This window comes from Nocardia heshunensis, from assembly GCF_054782115.1.
The window spans coordinates 634,662-658,410 of sequence record NZ_BAAGTC010000009.1 but is presented as its reverse complement, the minus strand read 5'-3'; the positions used below and the strand labels follow the sequence as shown (position 1 = coordinate 658,410).

The following is a 23,749-nucleotide window of genomic DNA, read 5'->3' as shown; positions in this document are numbered from 1 at the left end:
GGGGGGTCGTTCAGAACGGGCCGATACCGGCCAGCGGGTTGCCGCCGTGCAGATAGACGTACGTCAGGATGGCCGCTGCCACGGCTGCCACGAAGGCCGCCAGTGAGCCCATGAACGGCCTGGTCGACCAGCCGCGGTTGCGGTCCAGCGACAGTCGGCCGGGGCCGGTGAGGATCAGCACGGTGGTCAGGCCGACCAGGATCGATTCCAGCTCGGTGGAATTCGCCTTGGCCGAGTACTGGAATCCGGGCACCATGCCCTGCTTCCACATCCACGCGTCGAGGATCACCGCGAGCAGCGCGCCCGCCGCCAACGGCGACGCCAGGCCGATGACGACCAGCACGCCACCGCCGAGTTCACCGGCGATGAGCATGGGCGCGGCGATGTCGACGTGCTTCCAGCCGCCGTTCTCCATGGCGGTCTTGATGCCGTCGAGGCCCGGCCCGTGGAACCAGCCGGTGGCCTTCTGCAGGCCGTGGTAGATGAAGGTGCCGCCGATGACCAAGCGCAGCAACAGCAATCCCAGGTCCAGGGTGCCGCGCCGGTCGTCGCGACGGCGGGGGCGGCCGTTGCCGTCGGCGGGCGCGGACGGCGCGGGCGGGATGCTGGCGAAGGAGTAGGTCGGGGACGGCTCGGCGGTGGTGGAGTTGGCCGCGCCCGGAATCGCATTGCGCACCTGCGAGTAGAGCGGGACCTCAGGATCGAGACCGAGTTCCTCGTCGGTGCGTGGCAACTTCTCGGTGGTCTGGACATCGGTGCGGGGCAGTTTCTCGGTGGTCTGCACACCACCGGTCATGCCGGTCTGGACGCCGGACACGGAGGCGAACTGCTCGGTCGGCGAATCGAAGGGGCTGCGGACCGGTTCACCGGCCGGTCGCGGCGCTGCGGGCGTGGTGTCGCCCGGCACGGCGGACGGCTCGGTCGGCTTGTCAGTCACGCGGGCCAGACTATTAGCCGGAAGGCTGCGACACACAGCAGAACACGGGCGTGTCCAACGTCCGATTCGTGACACGTGTGGCAGAACGACATCGCATCCACCCTCCGGCGACCCCTCGATCGAAAGATTTGCGCCACCCCGTCCGCGCATCGGCGGCAGGTTTTCCGTAACGTTCCAGGCATGAGTTTGGTTGCCGCTGGCCGGGTCGGGGTGGGCGCACGCAGGGTCGTGCTGGGTGTGACCCTCGGCGCGCTGCTGCTGTCCGGCTGCGCTCGCTTCGACGATCGCGCGTCGAGCCCGTTCACGACCGAGCCGACCTGGCAGGACGCCGAGCCCAACAGCACCACGCCGAAAGCGCCGCCCACCAACGCGAAACGACCGGATCTGCCGTGCGTGGATCCCGAGATCGCGGTGGTGGTGTCGTGCCTGGACACCACCGGCGGGCTGGTCGCGTTGCCCGACGGCGGCAGCGCGCTGGTGGCCGAACGCACCACGGGCCGGATCCTCAAGGTGGTCGCCACCGACGAAGGTGAACCGCCCGCGCCCGTCGAGATCGCCAAGCTGGATATCGATCCGGCCGGGGACGGCGGCGTGACCGGGCTGGCGCTCTCGCCCACCTTCAGCGAGGACGGGCTGCTCTACGCCTACATCACCACTGCCAGTGACAACCGGGTGGTGCGCATCGCCACCGACGGCGGCGGCGTGCCCAAGCCGATCCTGACCGGAATCCCGAAGGGGCTCAACGGCAATCGCGGCTCCATCGACTTCCTGCGGGATCGCATGGTGGTGCTGACCGGGGACGCGGGCAATCCGGCGCTGGCGGGCGACAATTCCTCGCTGGCGGGCAAGCTGCTCAGCATCGACTCCCCCGCGCCCGGCGCGACCGCGAATGTGATGGTGTCCGGGATCGGCGTGGCGGGCGGAGTGTGCACGGACGGTAAGGATTCCATCTGGTTCACCGACCGCACCGCCACCGAGGACCGGCTGCAGCGGGTCGGGCCGGACGGGGTCGCGGTGAAGGCGTGGACGTGGTCGGATCATCCGGGCGTGGCGGGCTGTGCGGCCGCCTCCGACGGGGTGGCGATCTCGCTCACCAATCAGAAGGGGCTGGCGATCGCCACGGCCGACAAGACGTCGCACGCGGTGACCGCGGCGCCGTCGGTGCTGGCACAGGACAAGTACGGGCGGCTCGACGGCACGGCGCTCGCGGGTGACGGCAATATCTGGGTGGCGACGGTGAACAAGCCGGACGGCAATCCCAATCAGTACGACGATCGCGTGGTGCGGATTCCGCCGCCGACCTCGGGCGGGGTCGGCGAGCGAAGCTAGTTCGATCAGCAACACTGCGGCGCACAGCGAATGCTGTGCGCCGCAGTGTTGTTCAGGGCACGTTCGGACAGTGTTGCACTGGCCGGTGTGGGTACCAATCCGAGTGAAATCCCAGTGTTTACATCCGCGGACCGGGGCACCTACCGTGAATGAGCAATCTAGTGGCAACACTGGAGGAATCAGATGGGCAGCGTCGATTTGGGTTCAGCGGCTTTGAATCTCGCGGATGTGGTCACCTCGATCACCGCGAACATCACCTACCTGCTGCACTCTTGGGGCAGCGCGTAGGTCACTCGACCGGCATCTGCAGTTCGATGACCCACTCGTCGGACGCGGGATCGCCGGGAGCCTCGAGGTAGACCTCACGAATGGGAGCGTTGGGCTTGTAACCGTTTTCGTCGGCCCAGCGCCCCATGGCCTCGAAGGCCACACACAGATCCGTCAGCTTGCCGCGATGCGCCAGCGTGGCCGCCCGCGACACCTCCGGCAACAACAGCAGATCCAGCGGGCCCCCGGGGGCCGCGGTGCCCGCGACCTGGTGCGCGACGTGCACGCGCAAACCCTCGTCCAGCTCTTCGTAATACACGATGGGCGCGCCGGTGATGGTGAGACCGGCCTCCGGAATCGCCTTCGCCATCCGGGAATACAGCCGCTCGATGATCGGCCCGACCGCGGCCTCGCCGGATTCGGCGGCCACATCGGTCATTTCGGCGACATAGGTGGCCGACAGCGGTTTCACGATGATTTCCTGCTCGGGCATGACGCCCTCCCTTTCGATACGCAGGAGCCTCGCCTCGACACTCGCGAGCCGTGCGGTATCCGCGGCCACCTGGGTGGCCAACTGAGCGCGGCGCAGTTGCAGCATGCCGTGCAACCGTTCCGCCGACAGTTGCCCGTCGAGCATCTCGGCCACCTGGGTGAGGGTGAACCCGAGATCCTTCAACGCGACGATCCGATTGAGCCGTGCCAGCTGATCGGCCGCATAGAACCGATAGCCCGAACACGGATCCACCTCGAACGGCAACAGCAGTCCGATCTCGTCGTAATGGCGCAGCATCCGCACGGACACCGACCCGAACCTGGCGAAGTCTCCAATACTGAACATGACTCCTCCAGGTTTAGGACCTCACACGGTGTGAGGGTCAAGCCTCATGATCGCTCAGAAAGCTCGGGGCGCGCGGCTAGTGCCGCGCGCCCCGAAACAAGAATTGGGGCGAGTGGAGTCAGGACCGTGGCGCACGATAGCCCTGCGGCTCGATTCCCTCGGCCGCGGCGGCGAAACGCGCGGCGGTGGCCCGCAGGTCACGGGCCAGTTCCGGGTTGTCCAGGACGTCGAAGTCGACGGTCAGGGCGCCGAGCAGGAAGGTCAGCGATCGCGCGTCCTCCGAGCCGATGTGCAGCAGGCAGTGGTGATCGTCGACGGGTTCGAGGCGGCCGTAGGTGGCGGTGGCGCGGGCCGCGTCGGAATCGGCGGACGCGTGCAGGCGCAGTGTGGCCCGGAACGGCCAGCGCTGGGCGATACCGGCGGCGACGAAGGCGGCGGCATCGTCGCCCGGCAGTGCGCGGGGCAGGAAGCGCGGGCCGACAGGGGTTTTCGGCTCCATGCGATCCACCCGGAAGGTGCGCCAATCCTCGCGGCCGACATCCCAGGCCACCAGATACCAGCGTCGGCCCCAGCTCACCAATTGATGCGGTTCGACGGTCCGCGGCGTCTCCGAGCCCGCGTAGTGGAAGCGCAGTCGCTGTTCGTCTCGGCAGGCTGCGGCAATCGTGGTGAGTACGTCGGCACCGATCGCGGGTGTGGTCTCCGGGGTCTGGACGGTGGCGATCTGCAAGGCGTCCAGGCGATTTCGCAACCGGTCGGGCAGCACCTGCTCGAGTTTCACCAGTGCGCGCAGCGCGGTCTCACTCTGGCCCGCGACCCCGCTGTCGGTGGCGGTGCGCAGGGCGATGGCGATGGCCACCGCCTCCTCGTCGTCGAGCAGCAGCGGCGGCAACTCCGCGCCCGCGCCGAGCCAGTAGCCGCCGGTGATGCCCTTGGCGGCCTGCACCGGATAGTCCAGGGCACGCAGCTTGTCGATATCGCGGCGCACGGTGCGGGTGGTGATGCCCAGCCGGTCGGCCAGATCCTGCCCGGACCATTCGCGGCGCATCTGCAACAGGCCGAGCAGCCGCAGCAATCGGGCGGAGGTTTCTTTCACAGTGAAAAGTGTGCCAGGACTATAGGACCGAAGCTGTCCTATAGTCCCTCTAGGGTTTGTCTTATGAACAACGAGGCCATCACTCCCTTCCGCATCGACATCGACCAGTCCGCGCTGGACGATCTGCACAGCCGGCTCGCCGGGGCGCGGTGGCCGGATGAGCTGCCCGGGGTCGGCTGGGAGTACGGCATCCCGCGCGAGTACCTGCGGGAGCTGGCCGAGTACTGGCGCACCTCCTACGACTGGCGCGCACACGAGGCGGAGCTCAACAAGATTCCGCAGTTCACCACCGAAATCGATGGGCAGAACGTGCATTTCCTGCATGTCCGCTCCGCGCAGGCGGATGCGCTGCCGTTGGTCCTGACCCACGGCTGGCCGGGCTCGATCGTCGAATTCCTCGATGTGATCGGCCCGCTCACCGATCCGGCCGCGCACGGCGGCGATCCGGCGCAGGCGTTCCACGTGGTGATCCCGTCCCTGCCCGGCTTCGGATTCTCCGGCCCGACCACCGAAACCGGTTGGAACACCGGGCGAGCGGCGGCCGCCTGGGCGGAACTGATGCGGCGCTTGGGTTATCAGCGCTACGGCGTGCAGGGCGGCGATATGGGCGCGTTCGTCTCCGCCGAGCTGGGGCGCATCGACGCCGAACACGTTGTCGGCGTGCACCTCAACGCCGCCACATTCGGGTTCATCCCGTTCGGCAAGGTCTCCGACGAGGAGCGGGCCACCCTCACCGAATCCGAGCAGGCGCGCCTGGAACGCCTCGCCGACTTCCTCGGTGACGACAACGGCTACTTCCAACTCCAGGCCACCCGGCCCCAGACCCTCTCCTACGCCCTGGTCGACTCCCCGATCGGCCAGCTGGCCTGGATCATGGAGAAGTTCAAGGCCTGGACCTTCCCGTCCACCGCCCTGCCGGAGGCAAGCATCGACCGAGATCGCCTGCTCACCAACGTGATGCTCTACTGGCTCACCGGCACCGCAGGCTCCGCCGCCCGCCTCTACTACGAGAACATGCACGTCCGCAATTACCACGCCACGCCGTCCCCCACCCCGATCGGCGTCGCAGTCTTCGCCCAGGACATCGCGATCCGCCGCTACGGCGAGCAACTCAACAACCTGGTGCACTGGTCGGAATTCGACCGCGGCGGCCACTTCGCGGCCCTCGAGGCCCCGGACCTCTTCACCGCCGACCTCCGTACGTTCTTCACCGCCCTGCCCTGATCCGCCACCTCGACACCCCGGCGGCGGTGACGCGCCCTGCGTCACCGCCGTTGCGCGGGAAAGGCACTCCCATGGCTCCGGTGCTCGACCGGCGAAAGCTCAACCGCGCCACCCTCGCTCGCCAATCCTTGCTGGCCCGCAGCGATATGACGGTCGCGCAAACCGTGCGTCACCTGATCGGCCTGCAAGCGCAGACCCCGCACAGCTGGTACCTCGGATTCTTCTCGCGCCTCGCCGATTTCACCCCCGACCGGGCCGCCGAACCGCTGTCCGACGGCCGCCTGGTGCGGATCGCGTTGATGCGCTCGACGATTCACCTGGTAACCCCCGAGGACGCGGCCGCACTGCGACCTCTCATCCAGCCGGTCCTGGACCGCGACCTGCACCACAACCATCTGCACGGCAAGCCACTCGCGGACATCGACATGACCGCCCTGGAAGCGGCCGCGGCCGAATTGCTGAGCGAAAAGCCGCGCACCAACAAGGATCTCGGCGTCCTGCTCGGTGAGCGCTGGCCCGAATGCGCCCCCGCCTCACTCGTCTACGCCGCACGCACCCGACTGCCGCTGGTGCAGGTGCCGCCCCGCGGTGTCTGGGGCCGCAGCGGACCGATCGCCCACACCACCCTGAGCGCCTGGCTCGACTCCGAGCCGACCACCACCTTGTCCCTCGACGAGATGGTGCTGCGGTACCTCGCCGCCTTCGGCCCGGCCACCGTCGCGGACGTCCAAACCTGGTCCGGCCTGACCCGCCTGCTCGAATTCACCGATCCGGCGGCGACAACCCGCGCGGTGGTCTTCGACCATCCGATCTGAGCGCTGGGTAGAAACGCCTGTGGCGCACGGCAATCGCCGTGCGCCACAGGGTTGTTCGGGGTTCCGTCAGCCTTCGACGCCGCAGGCGGCGAGGACGAGTTCGCGGACTCGGGCGGCGTCGGCTTGGCCTCGGGTGGCCTTCATGACGTCGCCGACGACCTTGCCGGCGGCCTGGATTTTGCCGGAGCGGATCTTTTCGGCGATGTCGGGGTTGGCGGCGAGGGCCTTTTCGACTTCGGACTGGAGGGCGGAGTCGTCGGAGACCATGCCGAGGCCCTTGGCTTCGACGATGGCGGCGGGGTCGCCCTCACCGGCGAGGACGTAGTCGACGACCTGCTTGGCGACCTTGTTGTTGATGGTCTTGGCCTCGACCAGGCCCGCGACCTCGGCGACCTGCTTGGGGGTGATGGCGAGGTCTTCCAGCGAAACCTCGTGCTCCTTGGCCTTTTCCGTCAGGTAGGCGACCCACCAGGAGCGGGCGGCGTCCACCGAGGCACCGGCGTCGACGGTGGCGATGATCAGGTCCAGGGCACCGGCGTTGACCAGGTCGCGGAAGACCTCGTCGGAGAGGTTCCAATCCGACTGGATGCGGGCGCGGCGCAGCCACGGGTATTCGGGGATGGTGCCGCGCAGTTCCTCGACCCAGGCGGCGTCGGGGGCGACGGGCTCGAGGTCGGGCTCGGGGAAGTAGCGGTAGTCCTCGGCGGACTCCTTGATGCGGCCGGAGGAGGTGGTGCCGTCGGTCTCGTGGAAGTGGCGGGTCTCCATCAGGATTTCGCCGCCCTCGGACAGCACCACGGCCTGCCGCCGCATCTCGAAACGCACCGCGACCTCGACGCTCTTGAGCGAGTTCACGTTCTTGGTCTCGGTGCGGGTGCCGAATTCCTTGGCGCCCTTGGGCATCAGCGAGACGTTGACGTCGCAGCGCATCGAGCCCTGCTCCATCTTCACGTCGGAGACGTCGAGGGACTTGAGCACCTCGCGCAGCGCGGTCACGTAGGCGCGCGCCACCTCGGGGGCGCGTTCACCGGCACCCTCGATGGTCTTGGTGACGATCTCGATGAGCGGCACACCGGCGCGGTTGTAGTCGAGCAGCGAGTGCGAGGCGCCGTGGATGCGACCGGTCGCGCCACCGACGTGCAGCGACTTACCGGTGTCCTCCTCCATGTGCGCGCGCTCGATCTCGACACGGAAGATCTCCCCGTCGTCGAGCACCACATCGAGGTAGCCGTTGGTGGCGATCGGCTCGTCGTACTGGCTGATCTGGTAGTTCTTCGGCTGGTCCGGGTAGAAGTAGTTCTTGCGCGCGAACCGCCCCCACGGGGTGATGGAACAGTTCAGCGCGAGCCCGATGCGGATCGCGGACTCGACGGCCTTCTCGTTCACCACCGGCAGCGAGCCCGGCAACCCCAGGCAGACCGGGCACACCTGGGTGTTGGGCTCGGCGCCGAATTCGGTCGGGCACCCACAGAACATCTTGGTCGCGGTGCCCAGCTCGACATGTACCTCCATGCCCAACACCGGATCGAACCGGTCGATGACATCGGAGTAGTCCATCAAGTCCACGGTCGCTGCGCTCATGCGCACCATCCTATTAGTGACCGGTCCGACCACCGTCGAGGTGGTCGGACCGGGCGAGCTGGGCAGCCGGACAAGAACAATCAATCGATGGCGATGGCCTCCACGATGGGCAACCGCGCCGCGCGCAAGGCGGGCGGGATCGCGCCCAGGAGGGACAGCACGAGCGCGATGATCGCGTACGCCACCAGCAGCGGGCTGGCGTGATACGGGATGTCCATGGCGATGGCATGGCCGAGGGCGAAGGTGGACAGGTAGTGCACCGCCGAGCCGATCGCCAGACCCAGCAGCGCACCGGTCACCCCGATGCCCGCCGCCTCGGTGAGCACCGTGCGCAGCAGGAACTTGCGACTCGTGCCCATGGCCCGCAGTACCCCGAGTTCGCGACGGCGGTCGAGCACCGACAGCATCAGGGTGTTGAGCAGGGCGACGGCCGAGACCATGACAACGATCCAGAGAATGGCGGCGCTGATCGCGGTGCCCTGCTGGACACTCGACGAAATCGCGGTCACCGCTTGCCGTCCGGTATCGACGTGGATGTCGGCGGGCACGGCGGCACGGACGGCGGCCATCACCGCGGCATGATCCGCGCCGGGCGCGAAATCAAGGCCGAGGATCGTCTCACCGGGACGCTGATACCACTGCCGCATGATGTCCAGGTCCATCAGGACCACGCCCGCGACGGCCGAGAAGTACGGCACCACCTTCAGGACCGTGACCTGATGCTCACCGCTCGGAGTCGGCAGGGTCAGCGGCGAGCCCTCGTGCACGCCGAGCGTGCGGGCTACGTCGCGGGAGATGACGATGCCGGTACCGGCGGCCATCTGCGCCAGTTCCGTGGGGCTCACGCCGTCGAGTGCCTGGGTGCGCGCGACGGCGACGCCGCTCTCGTAGGCCTGCAGCATCACTCGGCCGCGGCCCAGCGTGGCGAAAGCCATTTGCGCCGAACCGACTCCGGCCACGCCGGGAATGGCGCGCAACTTCTCCTTCAGATCCGCGGGCAGCAGCGGACCGGTCGGGAACTGTGCCATGTCGGTCGGGCTCACGAAGATATCGGTGCGCGCGAGGCCCTCGAAGCTGTCGGTGGCGGCGGAGACCATATTGCGGCTGGCATTGCCGATGGCCACGATGGCGGTCACCCCGATCATGACGGTCATGACGGTGGCCCAGACCCGGCGCGGGGCGCGTTCGATGGTGGTCGCGCCCAATGCGCCGGGCGCACCGAACAGGCGGGCCACCCCGGCGACGGCGCGCACGATGGGCTCGGTGGCCGCGAAGCACAGGAACACCGCGCCCGCGATGGACAGCGAGACGGCCGTGATGGACAGCTTGCCGAGGTCGGCGCGGGCGACCACGATCGCGCCCACCACCAGCGCCAGGCCGAGAGTCGCCGAGGCCCAGCGGATCAGCGGCCGGACGGTGTCGGCCGTACCGACGCCGACCGGGGCCAGCGCCTCGATCGGCGCGACCTTGTAGACCTGCCGAGCGGCAATGGCGGCCGCCGCGACGCTGGCCAGCACACAGGCCAGGACCGCCACCGGCACCGCGTACCCGGGCACCTCGTATTCGGTGCGCGACTCCACGGAGTTCATGATCGCGGCGGGCAGCTGGTTGATCGCGGCGCGGCCCATGAAGATTCCGATGATGGACCCGATGATGCCGCCCCACAGCCCGAGCAGCGCGGCCTCGGTGATCAGGTCCCGCACCATCGGTGTGCGCTTGCCGCCCATGGCCCGCAGCAGCGACAGCGTCGGACGGCGTTGCGCCACGGCCATACTCATCGCGTTGTAGATGAGGAACGAGGAGACGATGAGCGCCGATGCCGAGGAGGCGAGCGTCGAATACCGCACCAGCGTGACCGCCCCGCCCGCCTGCGCGGTGCGCAGATCGGGGTCGGCGACCACGGCGTGACCGTTCACCACCTTCGTGATGTCCGAACGCAACTGCCCCACATCGGCATTCGGCGCGGCGACGATCTGGATCGAGTCCAGGCGCCCGGCCCGGTCGGTGATCTTCTGCGCCACCGGCAGCAACGCGATCACGAGGTGCCCGCCGTTGATCTTGGCGGCGGCGCCGTCGTCGATCACCCCGGCGACGGTCGCGGTGACGGTGCCGAGCTGGAACTTGTCACCTTCCTTGTGCCCCATGGCCGATCCGACCAGCACCCCGTTGGACACCGTGAGCAGCTTGCTCGCCTGATCCTTCAGAGTGCCGCCGAGATCGCTGCCCAACTGCGCCACCGACGCGTCCGCGCCGATCAGCAACGCCCGATTGTCATCGGCGCCGATGGCCTGCCGCAGCATGGGTACCGCCGTGCCGACCCCCTTCACGGTGCGGATCTGTTGCAGCAGACTCTGATCGAAGCCCGCGTCGGTGACGCCGCTGACCTCCAGCGCCGCATTGCCGCCGAGGCTCTTGGCGAGCTTGTCCACCGATCCGGTGATGGAGCCGGAGATGCTGAACACCGAAACCAGCAGTCCTGCAGAGACTCCCATCACCACCATGGACATCATGGTGCGCCCGCGGTGGGCGAGCAGTTCGCCGATATTGAACAGCCGTAGCCGATCCCAGGCCGCCCGGATCACGCGCGCACCGCCCCGGCGTCGTCGGCGGTATCGGTCTCGGTGTCGGTCTCGATGGACACGGAGAGCTCTTCCGGCACCGTCCGGACTTCCCCGTCGTCGGTGCGCTCGACCCGGTCGATGGAACCGATCCGCCCGTCGCGCAGGTTGATCACGCGATCGCAGTAGCGCACCGCACCCATGTCATGGGTCACCATCACCACGGAGTTGCCCTCCTTGGTGATGTCTGCGAGCAGCTGCAGAATCGACGCCCCGGTCTTGGAATCCAGGTTGCCGGTGGGCTCGTCGGCGAGGATCAACGGCGGATCCATGATCAGCGCCCGCGCCACCGCGACCCGCTGCATCTGCCCGCCGGACAGCTCGGCCGGGCGATGCTCGGCGCGCTCACCGAGCCCGACCAGGTCCAGCAGTTCCAGCGCCCGCGGCTTGGCCTTGCGCAATCCGGTGCCGTCCAGCAGTTTCGGGATGGCGACGTTCTCCCACGCGGTCAGCGTGGGCAGCAGGTTGAAGAACTGGAAGATGAAACCGACCCGGTGCCGCCGGAATTCGGATTGCCGGTCGTCGTCGAGGTCGCCGATCTCCTTGTCCTGGAATCGAATCGATCCCGAATCGGGTGAGTCCAGCGCACCGAGCAGATGCAGCAGCGTGCTCTTGCCCGAACCGGACGGCCCGACGATGGCGGTGAACTCCCCCGCATCGATGCGCAGGCTGACCCGATCCAGGGCGTGCACGGTCTGCTCGCCCACCCGGTATTCCTTGGTGACGTCGGTCAATTCCAGCATTCCCTGTTCCCCTTTAGCTTGTTACCAGCCGGTATATATCAGCTGGCCAGCGCTCGCGCATGTGGACGGCGGAAATACAGGCCATCGGTGTCGTACGCGTCGAGGATCGCGCGCAGCGCCGGCTGCTCGGCGGCCAGCTCGGCGCGCACCTGCTGCACCGACTTGCCTTGCGCCAGTGCGTGATCCAACTTGACGTTGAAATGGTTGTCCCAACGGTGCCGCAGCGTGAGCAGCAAGCCGGCGGGCCCGCCGAACAGGCGCTCGAGCTCCGGCAGGTCCTCGAACAATGTGGGATCGGCGGGATTCAGGGGATGTTTGCCGCGTGCGACCCGATCGAGCACGGTGTGCACGATGTCGGTGCGAGCGTGAAAGTCAGCCCAGGACATGGCCCCAACCTCTTCTTCGGTCAGATACTGCGTGGTGCGCCGCGTCTCGTGGCGGGCGCGATTCCGTTGTCCCCAAGCTACGGTCGCCGCCCCACCCGTGTCGTCGTGCCGCAGACGCGACTTGGCCTCCTACCCCGGTAGGAGACCAGCCCCTGCCACCGAACGATTTACGCCGTCTGATTCGAAGGATAGCCTTGCAGATTGACGGGTTCTCCGCCCGTGAAAGGAAGGAGATCCCCGACCCTCACGGATCGGGATTTCTGCTTCATCGACGACTGCCCGCCCGGAGCGCTCCGTTGAGGTCTTACGCCATCTCCACAGACTGCGACCGCTCGCCCAGCGGCCAGAATGTTCTTCGCGGCATTGATGTCCCGATCATGAGACACCCCGCAGCTGTCGCACGTCCAGGTACGCGTGCCCAAAGCCAGCTCTGCCACCACAGTGCCACAGGCCGAACATCTCTTGGACGACGGATACCATCGGTCGATCGCAATCAACCGACGTCCGTACCACGCGGCTTTGTACTCGAGCATGGCCCGAAACTCTCGCCAGGCGGCGTCGGAAATCGCGCGGGCCAGGCAATGGTTTCCGACCATATTCCCAACGGCGAGATCTTCGATCACGAGCGTTTGGTTCTCACGCACGAGCCGAGTAGTCAGCTTCTGCAAGCCGTCTCGCCGCCGATCGGCGATCCGAACGTAAACGCGCGCAACTTTTCGACGCGCCTTTTCCCGGTTCGCCGAGTTCCCCTTTTTTCGGGCCAGCCGACGTTGCGCACGTGCGAGCCGCTGCCGATCACGCCGTTCGTGCCGCGGGTTCTCGACCTTCTCACCGGTGGACAAAGTGAGCAGATGGTGGAGACCGACGTCGATACCGATCGCGCCATCCGTTTCCGGCAGCGGATGCACCGTGGCGTCCTCGCACAGCAGAGAAACGAACCAGCGTCCGGCCGCATCTCTCGTTACCGTGACCGTCGATGGCTGACAATCCTCGGGCAGCGGCCTCGACCATACGATCCGCAGCGGCTCCCGCATCTTCGCCAAGGTCAGAACCTGACCCCGGAGCACGAACCCGGATCGGGTGTACTCAGCGGACGCGCGCGAGCGTTTGCGCGACTTGAATCGCGGATGATCAGCGCGCTTTGCCCAGAAATTGACGAAAGCAGTCTGCAAATGCCGGAGGGCCTGCTGCAAGGGGACCGAAGACACCTCACTCAGGTACGCGAGTTCCTCAGTCCGCTTCCAGGCAGTGAGCATCGCCGAGGTTTGTCCGTAACCGATCCTCTCGCCACATGCCTGCGCAGCGGTGCGTGCTTGCAGTGCAAGGTTGTACACCTTCCGCACGCTCCCGAAGGTGCGCTCCAACTCTGCAGCCTGACCTGCCGTCGGGTAGAAGCGAAATTTGAACGCCCGCTTGACCGGCGCAAATCCCATGCGCCCCATGGTAATAAACCTGATCCGAAAATGCCCGCGCTTTTCGGGGTGATCGATTTGCCGGAATTCAGGAACAATTCGGCCGGTAGGGAGAAGCGATGAACGTGACCCTAGCCACCCCCGAGGCGATCGGCCAGGTGTGGCGGGACTTGCGGGAGTGGCTGTCGGACAGCGCTGCCCGAGGCCGCGGGTTCTTGCGCAATCCGCTCGCGGTCTACCGGAGCTGGGTGGACGACAACGGTTTCGACTACCCCGTCTCCATGGTGTTGCTGGCCGATCTGATGGTGTTCACCATCGGTGTGATCTGCTTCGCGCAACGCGTCGCGGCCGGCTACTTCCCTGGCGGTCTGGCACTGGCCGCACTGATCGTCATCATCATGACCGGGCCACCCTGCGTGATCCTGAACTTCCCGCCCCGCCCAGTGCTGCTCGCGGCACTGGCCATGGTGGCGGTGGCCCTTTTCCTGGCGCAACCGGTGTCGTTCGATCTCGCGCCTCTGATGCTGATCGTCATCACCGGCGAGATCGCGGCCATCGCCCGTACCGCGATCGGCACGGCGGTGGGACTGGCCATGTTCGCCGAGCTGCTGTTCTTCCGGTTCGTCGGCCATACGGACGGCGTGGCGTTTCCGTGGTTCGCGCTCGGCATCCTGTTCGGCTGGTTCACCGGTCAGCTGCTCAACTATCAGCGGCGGTATCTCTATCAGGAGCGCGACTATCAGCACATTCGCGCGCTGCAGGCGGCCGGCGAGGAGCGTCGGCGCATCGCGCGCGAGGTACACGATGTCATCGCGCACTCGCTGAGCATCACGCTGCTGCACGTGACCGCCGCCCGGCACGCGCTGCAGACCGACCGGGATGTGGACGAGGCCGTCGACGCGCTCGCCGATGCCGAACGGCTGGGCCGCCAGGCCATGGCCGACATCCGCCGCACGGTCGGCCTGCTCGACGGGCAACCGGCCTCGCTGCGCCCGGAACCCGGCCTCGACGACATCGAGGACCTGGTCTCGGATTTCGTGCGCGCGGGCATGACGATCGACTTCCGCGCGACCGGCGACCCCCGGGAGGTCTCGGCCGGTCTCGGGCTGGCCGCGTACCGGATCTGTCAGGAGTCGCTGGCCAATATCGCCAAACACGCGCCCGGCGCGCAGGCTCAACTGCGAATCATGCTGCACCCCAGACACATCGATCTGGCGGTGACCAACACCCTGCCGCCCGGGGCGCTGCCGCGACCCGGCAACGGCATGGGCATCACCGGCATGCGCCAGCGCCTGGCGGTGCTCGGCGGCAGCCTCACCGCCGGACTCGAGGACGACACCTGGCAGGTGCGCGCCCGCATTCCGACCACCGGCCAGTTCCCGTGTATCGCCGCGGCCGAACAGGGTCTGCGCACCGTGCTCACGACCATGACCCACAAGCCCCTGCAGGAGGGTGTGTGACCGACCGTTCGGACGAGGAGTTGATCGGCGTCCTCGTGGTCGACGATCAAGAGCTGGTGCGCGGCGGTCTGCGCCGAATCCTGCGCCGCCGGGACGGATTCCTGCTCAGCGAGGCCGCGGACGGGGACGAGGTGCCCACGGCGGTGGACACGCACCGCCCCGACGTGGTGCTGATGGATCTGCGCATGAAACGCATCGGCGGCATCGAGGCCACCCGCACCCTGCGCACCCGCGCCGACGCGCCCCCGGTACTGGTGCTGACCACCTTCGACGACGACCAGCTGCTCTCCGGCGCGATCCGGGCGGGCGCGGCGGGATTCATTCTCAAGGACTCCCCCGCCGAGGATCTGATCCGCGCGGTGCGCACGGTGGCCACCGGCGGTTCGTGGCTGGACCCGACCGTCACCCCGCGTGTCCTGACGACCTACCGTTCGGCGCGTCCCACCCCCGCGCCCGGTGGCAATCGCCTGGCAGAGCTGACCGTTCGCGAGCTCGAGGTGCTCGAACTCATCGGCAGAGGCCGCCTCAACGCTGAGATCGCAGCCACACTCGGTATCTCGGAGGTAACGGTGAAGAGCCACGTGGGACATATCTTCGGGAAGCTTGGGTTACGCGACCGTTCGGCGGCCATCGTCTTTGCGTTTGACCACGGCGTAGTGGCACCGGGAGAATCCACCCCCTAGAGGGGTGGGTCGCGGGTTCCAGTCCGCTTCCCTCCCGATGAGTTGGAGGTTGGACGGGGTGGATGCACCGCCATCGCGGGCCGGAAGCAGGTTCGGGCCGTACGAATTGCAGTCGCTGCTGGGCAGAGGCGGCATGGGTGAGGTCTACGAGGCCTACGACACCTCCAAGGATCGGGTGGTAGCCCTCAAGCTGCTACCGAGCGAGCTCGCCGAGGATCCCGCCTACCAAGAGCGCTTCCGCCGCGAATCGCAGGCGGCCGCGCGGCTGGCGGAACCGCACATCATCCCCATCCACGACTGGGGCGAGATCGGCGGTCAGCTCTACATCGACATGCGGCTGGTGCGCGGGCAGGATCTGCGGTCGCTGCTGGATCGGTTCGGGCCGATGCCGCCGCTGCGCGTGGTCGGGATCATCGAGCAGGTCGCGGCGGCGCTGGACGCGGCGCACTACTCGGGGCTGGTGCACCGGGACGTCAAACCCGCGAACATCCTTGTCACCGAGGCGGATTTCGCCTATCTCGCGGATTTCGGTATCGCGCGCGCGGAGGGCGACGCCACCATCACCATGGCGGGCACGGCCGTCGGTTCCTACGCCTACATGGCTCCCGAGCGGTTCGACTCCGGACCGGTCTCCGGCCGCGCGGACATCTACTCGCTGGGCTGTGTGCTGCACGAATGTCTCACCGGCCAGCGGCCTTTCCCCACCCAGAACATGAGCGCGCTGGTGCGCGCGCACCTCTCGGAGCCGCCACCGCCGGCGAGCCTGCTGCACCCCGGGATTCCGCCCACGCTGGACGGCGTGATCGCGAAGGCGCTGGCGAAGGATCCGAACGCCCGCTTCTACACCGCGGGCGAATTCGCCCGGGCCGCGCGGATGGCGCTGGTGGGCGGCCGGACCGCGCCGCCGCCGCAGCCGCCGCGTCCGGGTGGCCGCACGGTGCCGCCGGGGCCGCCGTTGGGTCCGCCGCCGTTCGGCCCGCCGACCACGGTGCTGCCGAATCAGGGCCCGCGGAATCAGGGAGTGCCGACCGGTCGGGACTCTGAACCGACGCTGCTGCAACCCAATTCACCGAACACACCACCGCCCGCACCCAAGCTGACCACCGCCACCGGCTCCATCCCGGCCTACATCACCGGTTCGTTCCCGGCCGCCGAGGAGCCCTCGCCCACCGGTGATCTGCCGGTGATCCTGCCCTCGGATCCGACCCGGGTGCGGGTCAGCGACTTCCACTTCACTCCGCTGCCGCCCGAGGCGCAGGAACAGGCGGCCTGGGGGCACGCGCGAGCGCAGCAGCAGGACTTTCCCTACGCGCCCGCACCGGATCCCGCGCTGTATCCGACCGCCGAGCACGCCATCGTGTCGGGCCCGGCCTTCGAGCCGCGCAAGCGCCGCCGGGGCAAGTCGGTGGCGCTGCCGGTGATCATCGGCGTGCTGGTGATCGCGGTGGCCGCGATCGCCGGTGCGGTCGGCTGGCAAGTCCTCGACGGCTCCGGCAACGAAGCACCCATAACGACGGCAGCACAGGGTGTTCCGGGGACCACCGCGCCGCGCTCGCAATCCGCGGGCCCGACGGTGACCACCACGGCGCCCGCCACCACGGCGCAGCTGCCGCCGGGAGCGACGCCCTGTCCACCGACGTACGGGACGCTCGGCGGCTACACCTCCTCCGCGGTCGGAAACACCGGGACCTCATGTCCTTTCGCGGAAGCGGTTCGCCAAGCCTATGCCGACGCAACTTCTGGTCGGCCGGGCGCGACGGTTACTGTGAATGCAGTAAGTCCGGTGACGGGCCGGTCTTACACGATGAACTGCACGGCTGCAGGCAAATTGGTGACCTGCAACGGTGGTGAGAACGCGGTGGTGTATGTCTACTGATCCAATTCCGGCCTGTCGCAAGGGGTTTGTGCGCGGGCTGGCCTTGGCGGCTGTCCTGGCCGTGTCCGGTTGCGGCGTGAATCTCGGTGCGGTGCACCATGCTTCGGCGCAGGCCGATGAGATCAAGCAGGTCGGCGACAGCTCCGAACTACCGTCCCCGAATATGATCGCGCCCGGTTTGCCTGAATTGTTCGGGCTGCCGAAATCCGTCGCGTTCGCAGCGGATTTCGCGGATCTGCGCAACGGCCTCGACGGTCGCGTCGGCGTGGCCGTCATGCCCGTCGGCGGCGGCGAGGTCACCCAGCTCGGCGACTGGACCACCGGTATCGCCTGGTCCACCATCAAGGTCCCGCTCGCCCTGGCCGCGCTGCGGCACGATCCGGACGGCATGCGCGCCACCGCCGAGGCCGCCATCACGTTCTCCGACAACGATGCGGCGCAACAACTCTGGACCTCGCTGGGCAACGGCAGCCAGGCCGCCGACGCGGTCGAGGCGGTGCTGCGCGAGGCCGGTGACACCAGCACCGACGTCGCCGCGCGCCACACCAAACTGGCCGCCCTGGAATCCGATGATCTGCTCGCCTTCGGCGCCACCGACTGGTCGCTGGCCGATCAGGTGCACTTCGCCTCCAAGCTGCCGTGCCTGCCGCGCGCCAATTCCGTTGTCTCGCTGATGAGCGAGATCACCCCCAGCCAGAGCTGGGGTCTGGGCCGGTTGATCGGCGCGGAATTCAAGGGCGGCTGGGGTCCCGACGACGACACCGGCAAATACACCGTCCGCCAGTTCGGTCTGGTCCCCACGCTGAACGGTCCGGTGGCCGTGGCGCTGGCGGCCGAACCCACCTCCGGCAGCTTCGACGACGCCACCGACATGATGGACAAGCTCGCCCTGCTGGTCGGCGATCACCTGCCCGACCTACGCGGCGGACTCTGCTCGCACTAGCCCGGGCCGTTCCCGAAAAACCCTCCTGGCCAGCCTATTTGCCCCGTGTCACGGTGCCACACAACAATCCTTGCGATTGACCGGGCATAGGTGTGTCCGCTAGGAACAGGGAACGCACCGGGACTCGGGGCAGATGGAGGTTCGGTGTGAAAACGCGTTGGCGCGGACGACGGTTCGCGCACGGGTGCCTCGCACTGACCTCGCTGGTCACGGCGCTGACCCTGGTGGCCGGATGTTCGAGCAAGCCGGTTCTGGTGCCGGACAAGACATCCAGCGCGGCCGCGCCGACGGTCACCATCCCGGCCACGGTGATGGCGCTGCCCGGCACGCTGGCCTGGGATTTCAACACCACGCTGGCGCCGACGCTGGCGGGCAAGGTGGGGCTGGCGGTGCTGCCCGTCGGTGGCGACAAGGTGGTGGCGCTCGGGGATTGGACCTCGGGGCCCGGCTGGTCGACCATGAAGGTCCCGTTGACGCTGGCCGCGCTGCGCAAGAACCCGGGCAATCAGGCGGCCGCGGTCAATGCCATCGAATACTCCGACAACACCGCGGCCGACACCCTCTGGCAGTCGCTCGGCAGCCCGGAGGTGGCGGCTCAGGCCGTCCAGGACGTGTTGCGCGAGGGCGGCGACAGTGAGACCACCGTGCCCGCCGCCCGGACCCGGCCCGACTACTCCGCTTTCGGCCAGGCCGACTGGTCGCTGGCCAATCAGCTGAAATTCACCGCGAAACTGCCGTGCCTGCCGCAATCCGACGTGGTGACCTCACTGATGGGCAAGATCAGCTCGGGGCAGCGCTGGGGTCTGGGCACCCTCGACGGGGCGGTGTTCAAGGGCGGCTGGGGACCCGATCCCAACGGTGACTACCTGGTCAGGCAGTTGGGATTGCTCCCCGTCGCGGGCGGGCAGATCGCCATTGCCATTGCCACCCAACCCAAATCCGGGTCCTTCGACGACGGCACCGCCATCCTCACCAAAATCGCCACGCTGATCGGCAAACACCTCGACGAACTCCAGGGCGCGGGCTGCCCCGCCGGGTAGCCGGGCAGTTGTAACCAGCGCTTCACGGGGGTGGAGCCCACCGAGCGTCACCTTCAGGGCAAGATGGGCACCATGCGCATCGGAGTCTTGACCGGAGGCGGAGACTGCCCTGGCCTCAATGCCGTGATCCGTGCTGTCGTTCGTACCGCGAACGGCCGGTGGGGGGATGCGATCGTCGGCTTCCAGGACGGTTGGCGCGGGCTACTCGAGGATCGCAAGATCCAGATCCTCAACAACGACCGCACCGACCGCCTGCTCACCAAGGGCGGCACCATCCTCGGCACCGCCCGCACCAATCCGGATGTGCTGCGCGCCGGGCTGCCCCGCATCAAGCAGACCCTCGACGACAACGGCATCGACGCGCTCATCCCGATCGGCGGCGAGGGCACGCTGACGGCCGCCTCCTGGCTGGCCGACGAGGGCGTGCCCGTGGTGGGCGTGCCCAAGACCATCGACAACGACATCGACTGCACCGACACCACCTTCGGCCACGACACCGCGGTCGCCATCGCCACCGAGGCCATCGACCGGCTGCACACCACCGCGGAATCGCATCAGCGCGTCATGCTCGTCGAGGTGATGGGACGGCACGCCGGCTGGATCGCCATCAACTCCGGCATCGCCTCCGGCGCGCACCTGACCCTGGTGCCCGAGGTGCCGTTCGACGTGGACGAGGTCTGCGCCATGGTGAAACGCCGCTTCCAGCGCGGTGATTCGCACTTCATCTGCGTGGTGGCCGAGGGCGCGCACCCGGACCCGAGCTCCTTCAGCCTGCGCGACGGTGGCATCGACGAGTTCGGGCATGTCCGATTCACCGGCGTGGCACAGCAACTCGCGCCGGAGATCGAGCGGCGCATCGGCAAGGAGGTGCGCGTGACCGTGCTCGGGCACGTGCAGCGCGGCGGCACCCCGACCCCGTTCGACCGGGTACTGGCAACGCGTTTCGGGGTGCACGCGGCAGAAGCCGTGCACGCCGGGCAATTCGGGCAGATGGTGTCGTTGAAGGGCAGCGAGATCGAACTGGTCCCACTCTCGGAAGCGACCAAGCAGCTCAAGCTGGTGCCGCCGGACCGCTACCGGGAGGCCGCGGCCTTCTTCGGCTGAGCCTTCTTCGGCTGAGCCGGAACCGGCTGCCGCCCAACACCCGACAACACGGCCCCCGCCACTCCGGCGGGGGCCGTTCGCTTTCCACGGTCCGCAGGGGCATGCCGCCCCTCGTCATCCCGGCATGTTTTTGGCCGGGATCCATCCCCGCAGCGTTGGATTCCGGCCAAGAGCACGCCGGAATGACGGGCGGATGCTCACTCGCGGTGCTGGGCCGCTCAGTTCTCGCGATGCTGGGCATAGTGGCGGGCCGCGCGGGCGCGGTTGCCGCAGGCGACCGAGCACCACTCCTGGCGCGGATGCGACTTCAGGAAGTAGCGCACGCAGCGCGGGGCCGGGCAGGTGCGGATCTGCGACGCCACCGGGCCGGTGAAGAACTCGACCGTCGCATCCGCCAGGCCCGCCATGACCGTGTCGAGATCATCGGCGGTCAGCACCCGCTCGAGCGTGCGGGGTCCGCTACGGCCCCAGCCGAGCAGGCGTTGCGTGGGGGCGGTGGCGTTGTTGAGTGCCGTCAGCGCTTCGGGGAACGGCGGCAGCACGGCTGCATCCGCGGAGCTGGGCGCTTGGGGCGACACGTATTCCGCGAAGACCGCGCGGACGTTCTGACGCAGCTCCACCAGGGCGGTGCGGTCGGCCTCGCCGGGTAGGTAGTCGTCGAGATCCATCCGCGTGCCGAGGTGGGCGGCGTTGGTCTGCAACCACTCCCGGGTGGACTCGGGGGTGGCGAAGGCATCGGTCAGGCCAGAGCTGGTGGCGCGGATGGTGTTCGCCAAACGGAGTGCCAAGGGATCGACCATGCACCCGATTCTAACGGGTATTGATTTCTAGGTCCATTATGTTCTAACGTACAGACACAAGATCTTCCGTTAGAACAATCGATCAGCCGTTAGAAGGATGAGGCCCGAGATGATCACTCCCGTCGAGAACGCACCCCTGCTGGACGAGGTCCGCAAGCGCATGGGCCGGGTGCCGAACATGACCAAGGTGATGGCGAATTCGTCCGCGGTACTGGAGGGTTACCTCGGACTGTCCGGCGCATTGAAGAAGGGCACGCTGCCGGCACCGACGTCGGAGCGCATCGCGCTGACCGTCGGCGCGGCCAACGACTGCGGCTACTGCGTCGCGGCGCACACCTTCACCGGCAAGCGGGTCGCCAAGCTCAGCGACGCCGAGGTGGAAGCCGCCAAGGCCGGGACCTCCGAGGACGCGAAAGAGGCTGCGGCCGTGGCCTTCGCCCGGGAGCTGACCGAGAGCCGCGGCAAGGCCGATCCGGCCGACGCGCTGGCCGCCGGGTGGACGCAGGAGCAGGTGCTCGAAATCGTCGCCCTGGTCGCGCTGCAGACCCTGACCAACTACGTCAACAAGGTCGGCGAGACCGAGAACGACTGGCCCGCCGCCTGATCCGGCCGCCCACCGCCGATACCGACAGTCACGAACACTTTTGAAGAAGGTCGATCATCATGAACGCCGTCCGCACCGTGAACCCCCAGTCCGCGCAGGTCCTGAACGCCCTGCTGCACAACGGCATCGTCATCCGCGCCCTGGCGCTGGCCCTGGCCACCATCGTCCTGCTGACCCTGCACCACCCGACCTGGATCCCGTACTCGGTCAGCCTGTACGCGATCTGGAACGCCGCCGCGGTGACCCTGAACTCGGCTCGCGCCGCCCGCTCGGCCTGATCACCCGCGCTCGGGGCGATCGACGGACCGTATATGTTCCGCACGGAATTGCACTCACGGTGCACGAGATTCTACTGTGAGCTCACGAGTGCACCCGTGAGAAAGTGAAGGCCCCGTGACCGCTCCGAGCGCGACCGCCCCGGTCTCCGAGATCGATTCGATCGAGGAGTTCGAAACCGATTGCGCCGCAGCCGAGACCACCGGCCGCTTCCCTGTCCTGCGCAGTCTGCTGCGCAACTGGACCGTTCTGCGCGCGGTCGCGCTGGCCGTCACCACGGTCGTGCTGCTGATCCTGCATCACCCGGCCTGGGTCCCCTTCGCGGTCAGCGCGTACGCCATCTCCAACGCCACCGCGATCACCTTCGGCGCGGCCCGCACCGCCTGATCCGCGTGCGCACTCTCTGGATCCGGATGCGCACAGCCTGATTCAGCTGTCGAAGCGCCCCGCGGCGAGGGCGGTGGTGAAGCGGTCCCAGTCGGCGGGCGGGAAGATCAGCGCCGGGCCGGTCGGGTTCTTGCTGTCGCGGACTCCGACACCGCTGGATAGGAAGGCGATCTCCACGCATTCCTTGGCGCCGGTGCTGCGGATGCTCTTGAACCACCGGACGCCGGGTTCGACGGTCACGTCGCGTACTCCTTCGCTACCCTCCGCAGGAGGTCTCTGCTGGTCGTCTCGTCCAGCGCGGCGCGCTGAATCGCTTGGTACGCCTCGCGGTACCGGTCCACCGCGGCCTGCTTCTCCAGATAGAGGTCGCCGAGGAAGTTCTCCAGGTAGACGATCGTGGGTTCGACCGGTCGGTTTCCCGCGTCGCGGCCGAATTCCAGGATCACGAACGGGCCGACGGTGTGACCGATCGGCACGCCCGCCGAGAAGGGTAGTACACGAACAGCGATCGACGGCAGTGTCGACATGTCCGCCACGCGCCGCAGTTGCGCGGCCATCACGCGGGGACCGCCGACAACGCGACGTAATGCGGTTTCGTGCACCACGACATCGAAAGAGGCGGGACTTCGCTTGCGCGTCAAGAGGCTTTGACGACGGGTCTTCAACTGCACTCGACGGTCGAGTTGGTCGGGTGCAGCATCCGGCCAGTAATCATTGATCAGCACGCGTGCGTACTCGGCGGTCTGCAGCAGTCCCGGAATGATCTCCGGCTGATAGGAGATGAGGGCGCGGGCCGAAGCCTCCAGGCCCACATACACATTGAAACCTTCGGGGATCAGATCGTCGTATTCGTGCCACCAGGACTTGACGCTGGCCTGTTGCGCGAGACCGGTCAGTGCCGTACTGAACTCGTCGTCGAAGTCGTAGATGCGGCACAACTCCCGGACATCGAGCACCCGGATCTTCTCCGCATTACCGGTTTCGAGTCTCTGCAGCTTGGACTCGCTCCACTCCATCAACGCCGCCGCCTCGGCGATCGTCAGATTGACCTGCATCCGGCCTTCGCGCAGGTATCGCCCCAGCTGACGCCTCGGCAATGTCGAACCATGCTCGGACATCGAATCCTCCCCCACGAAGGCGGTTTTCGGTCACTGCGAATGATGCTCCCACGCGATATGAATGCTGACCTGGAGCTTTCGGAAAGTTTCCCACCGCACGGAAGCTTGGATTGTCGGTTCGCCGAAACGGTGCTGGACTGGAGTCGCGCCCGGTGAGAACCGGAGCCCTGATATCTCTGGACCCACTCGTCCCCGAGCCGGGCGCACCCCCT

General features: G+C 67.6%; 23 protein-coding genes. 12 read left to right on the top strand and 11 right to left on the bottom strand.

The window, feature by feature from the left end; genetic code table 11:
* Positions 1-10: 10 nt before the first annotated feature.
* Positions 11-937, bottom strand: a complete 927-nt coding sequence (locus tag ACYVN4_RS31130; RefSeq protein WP_460725560.1) for a DoxX family protein — start codon at positions 935-937, stop codon at positions 11-13.
* 180 nt (positions 938-1,117) lie between these two features.
* On the opposite strand from ACYVN4_RS31130, the gene ACYVN4_RS31125 reads away from it, so the two are divergent.
* Positions 1,118-2,266 (top strand): PQQ-dependent sugar dehydrogenase, encoded by a 1,149-nt coding sequence (locus ACYVN4_RS31125; protein WP_460725559.1) that lies wholly within the window; start codon positions 1,118-1,120, stop codon positions 2,264-2,266.
* Between the two features lie 289 nt (positions 2,267-2,555).
* Here the strand turns inward: ACYVN4_RS31125 and ACYVN4_RS31120 are convergent, their stop codons facing one another.
* Both ACYVN4_RS31120 and ACYVN4_RS31115 read right to left on the bottom strand, forming a co-directional pair.
* A complete protein-coding gene (locus ACYVN4_RS31120) occupies positions 2,556-3,371 on the bottom strand; it encodes a MerR family transcriptional regulator (protein ID WP_460725558.1) in 816 nt (271 codons plus the stop codon).
* 118 nt (positions 3,372-3,489) lie between these two features.
* Positions 3,490-4,467 (bottom strand): helix-turn-helix transcriptional regulator, encoded by a 978-nt coding sequence (locus tag ACYVN4_RS31115; RefSeq protein WP_460725557.1) that lies wholly within the window; start codon positions 4,465-4,467, stop codon positions 3,490-3,492.
* Between the two features lie 63 nt (positions 4,468-4,530).
* On the opposite strand from ACYVN4_RS31115, the gene ACYVN4_RS31110 reads away from it, so the two are divergent.
* Together ACYVN4_RS31110 and ACYVN4_RS31105 are read left to right on the top strand one after the other, a co-directional pair.
* A complete protein-coding gene (locus tag ACYVN4_RS31110; RefSeq protein ID WP_460725556.1) occupies positions 4,531-5,691 on the top strand; it encodes an epoxide hydrolase family protein in 1,161 nt (386 codons plus the stop codon).
* A gap of 71 nt (positions 5,692-5,762) precedes the next feature.
* Entirely contained in the window at positions 5,763-6,506 is a 744-nt protein-coding gene (locus tag ACYVN4_RS31105) for a winged helix DNA-binding domain-containing protein (RefSeq protein ID WP_460725555.1), read from the top strand.
* Positions 6,507-6,572: 66 nt separating this feature from the next.
* Here ACYVN4_RS31105 and gatB read toward each other — a convergent pair whose 3' ends face one another.
* The 5 genes from gatB to ACYVN4_RS31080 form a co-directional block, all read right to left on the bottom strand.
* Entirely contained in the window at positions 6,573-8,087 is a 1,515-nt protein-coding gene (gatB, locus tag ACYVN4_RS31100) for an Asp-tRNA(Asn)/Glu-tRNA(Gln) amidotransferase subunit GatB (protein ID WP_460725554.1), read from the bottom strand.
* A gap of 80 nt (positions 8,088-8,167) precedes the next feature.
* Positions 8,168-10,669: an ABC transporter permease gene (locus ACYVN4_RS31095; protein WP_460725553.1), complete on the bottom strand. Its 2,502-nt coding sequence runs from the start codon at positions 10,667-10,669 to the stop codon at positions 8,168-8,170.
* Complete coding sequence (locus ACYVN4_RS31090) at positions 10,666-11,448, bottom strand: ABC transporter ATP-binding protein (RefSeq protein ID WP_460725552.1); 783 nt, start codon at positions 11,446-11,448, stop codon at positions 10,666-10,668. Before ACYVN4_RS31090 ends, ACYVN4_RS31095 begins: the two co-directional genes overlap by 4 nt.
* A gap of 38 nt (positions 11,449-11,486) precedes the next feature.
* Complete coding sequence (locus ACYVN4_RS31085; protein WP_460725551.1) at positions 11,487-11,834, bottom strand: hypothetical protein; 348 nt, start codon at positions 11,832-11,834, stop codon at positions 11,487-11,489.
* 167 nt (positions 11,835-12,001) lie between these two features.
* Entirely contained in the window at positions 12,002-13,267 is a 1,266-nt protein-coding gene (locus tag ACYVN4_RS31080; protein WP_460725550.1) for an RNA-guided endonuclease InsQ/TnpB family protein, read from the bottom strand.
* Between the two features lie 98 nt (positions 13,268-13,365).
* Here ACYVN4_RS31080 and ACYVN4_RS31075 point away from each other — a divergent pair, with 98 nt between their 5' ends.
* From ACYVN4_RS31075 to ACYVN4_RS31050, 6 genes are all read left to right on the top strand, one after another.
* The gene (locus tag ACYVN4_RS31075) at positions 13,366-14,706 is read left to right on the top strand and encodes a sensor histidine kinase (protein ID WP_460725549.1); all 1,341 of its coding nucleotides are present in this window, start codon (positions 13,366-13,368) and stop codon (positions 14,704-14,706) included.
* The gene (locus tag ACYVN4_RS31070; RefSeq protein ID WP_460725548.1) at positions 14,703-15,389 is read left to right on the top strand and encodes a response regulator; all 687 of its coding nucleotides are present in this window, start codon (positions 14,703-14,705) and stop codon (positions 15,387-15,389) included. The genes ACYVN4_RS31075 and ACYVN4_RS31070 overlap by 4 nt, the downstream gene beginning before the upstream one ends.
* A 58-nt stretch (positions 15,390-15,447) precedes the next feature.
* Positions 15,448-17,265, top strand: coding sequence for a serine/threonine-protein kinase (locus ACYVN4_RS31065; protein WP_460725547.1), 1,818 nt, complete (start codon positions 15,448-15,450; stop codon positions 17,263-17,265).
* The gene (locus ACYVN4_RS31060; protein WP_460725546.1) at positions 17,255-18,208 is read left to right on the top strand and encodes a serine hydrolase; all 954 of its coding nucleotides are present in this window, start codon (positions 17,255-17,257) and stop codon (positions 18,206-18,208) included. The genes ACYVN4_RS31065 and ACYVN4_RS31060 overlap by 11 nt, the downstream gene beginning before the upstream one ends.
* Positions 18,209-18,354: 146 nt before the next feature.
* Positions 18,355-19,248 (top strand): hypothetical protein, encoded by an 894-nt coding sequence (locus tag ACYVN4_RS31055; protein WP_460725545.1) that lies wholly within the window; start codon positions 18,355-18,357, stop codon positions 19,246-19,248.
* A gap of 72 nt (positions 19,249-19,320) precedes the next feature.
* Positions 19,321-20,352 (top strand): ATP-dependent 6-phosphofructokinase, encoded by a 1,032-nt coding sequence (locus tag ACYVN4_RS31050; RefSeq protein ID WP_379364734.1) that lies wholly within the window; start codon positions 19,321-19,323, stop codon positions 20,350-20,352.
* Between the two features lie 218 nt (positions 20,353-20,570).
* Here ACYVN4_RS31050 and ACYVN4_RS31045 read toward each other — a convergent pair whose 3' ends face one another.
* Complete coding sequence (locus ACYVN4_RS31045; RefSeq protein WP_460725544.1) at positions 20,571-21,152, bottom strand: CGNR zinc finger domain-containing protein; 582 nt, start codon at positions 21,150-21,152, stop codon at positions 20,571-20,573.
* 109 nt (positions 21,153-21,261) lie between these two features.
* On the opposite strand from ACYVN4_RS31045, the gene ACYVN4_RS31040 reads away from it, so the two are divergent.
* The 3 genes from ACYVN4_RS31040 (at position 21,262) to ACYVN4_RS31030 (ending at position 22,419) form a co-directional block, all read left to right on the top strand.
* Entirely contained in the window at positions 21,262-21,756 is a 495-nt protein-coding gene (locus ACYVN4_RS31040; protein ID WP_460725543.1) for a carboxymuconolactone decarboxylase family protein, read from the top strand.
* A gap of 59 nt (positions 21,757-21,815) precedes the next feature.
* Complete coding sequence (locus ACYVN4_RS31035; protein WP_460725542.1) at positions 21,816-22,034, top strand: hypothetical protein; 219 nt, start codon at positions 21,816-21,818, stop codon at positions 22,032-22,034.
* Positions 22,035-22,149: 115 nt separating this feature from the next.
* Positions 22,150-22,419, top strand: coding sequence for a hypothetical protein (locus tag ACYVN4_RS31030; RefSeq protein ID WP_460725541.1), 270 nt, complete (start codon positions 22,150-22,152; stop codon positions 22,417-22,419).
* A 42-nt stretch (positions 22,420-22,461) separates the two neighbouring features.
* Here the strand turns inward: ACYVN4_RS31030 and ACYVN4_RS31025 are convergent, their stop codons facing one another.
* Both ACYVN4_RS31025 and ACYVN4_RS31020 read right to left on the bottom strand, forming a co-directional pair.
* Complete coding sequence (locus ACYVN4_RS31025) at positions 22,462-22,659, bottom strand: DUF397 domain-containing protein (protein ID WP_460725540.1); 198 nt, start codon at positions 22,657-22,659, stop codon at positions 22,462-22,464.
* Positions 22,656-23,537, bottom strand: a complete 882-nt coding sequence (locus ACYVN4_RS31020; RefSeq protein ID WP_460725539.1) for a helix-turn-helix domain-containing protein — start codon at positions 23,535-23,537, stop codon at positions 22,656-22,658. The genes ACYVN4_RS31025 and ACYVN4_RS31020 overlap by 4 nt, the downstream gene beginning before the upstream one ends.
* Positions 23,538-23,749 lie beyond the last annotated feature (212 nt).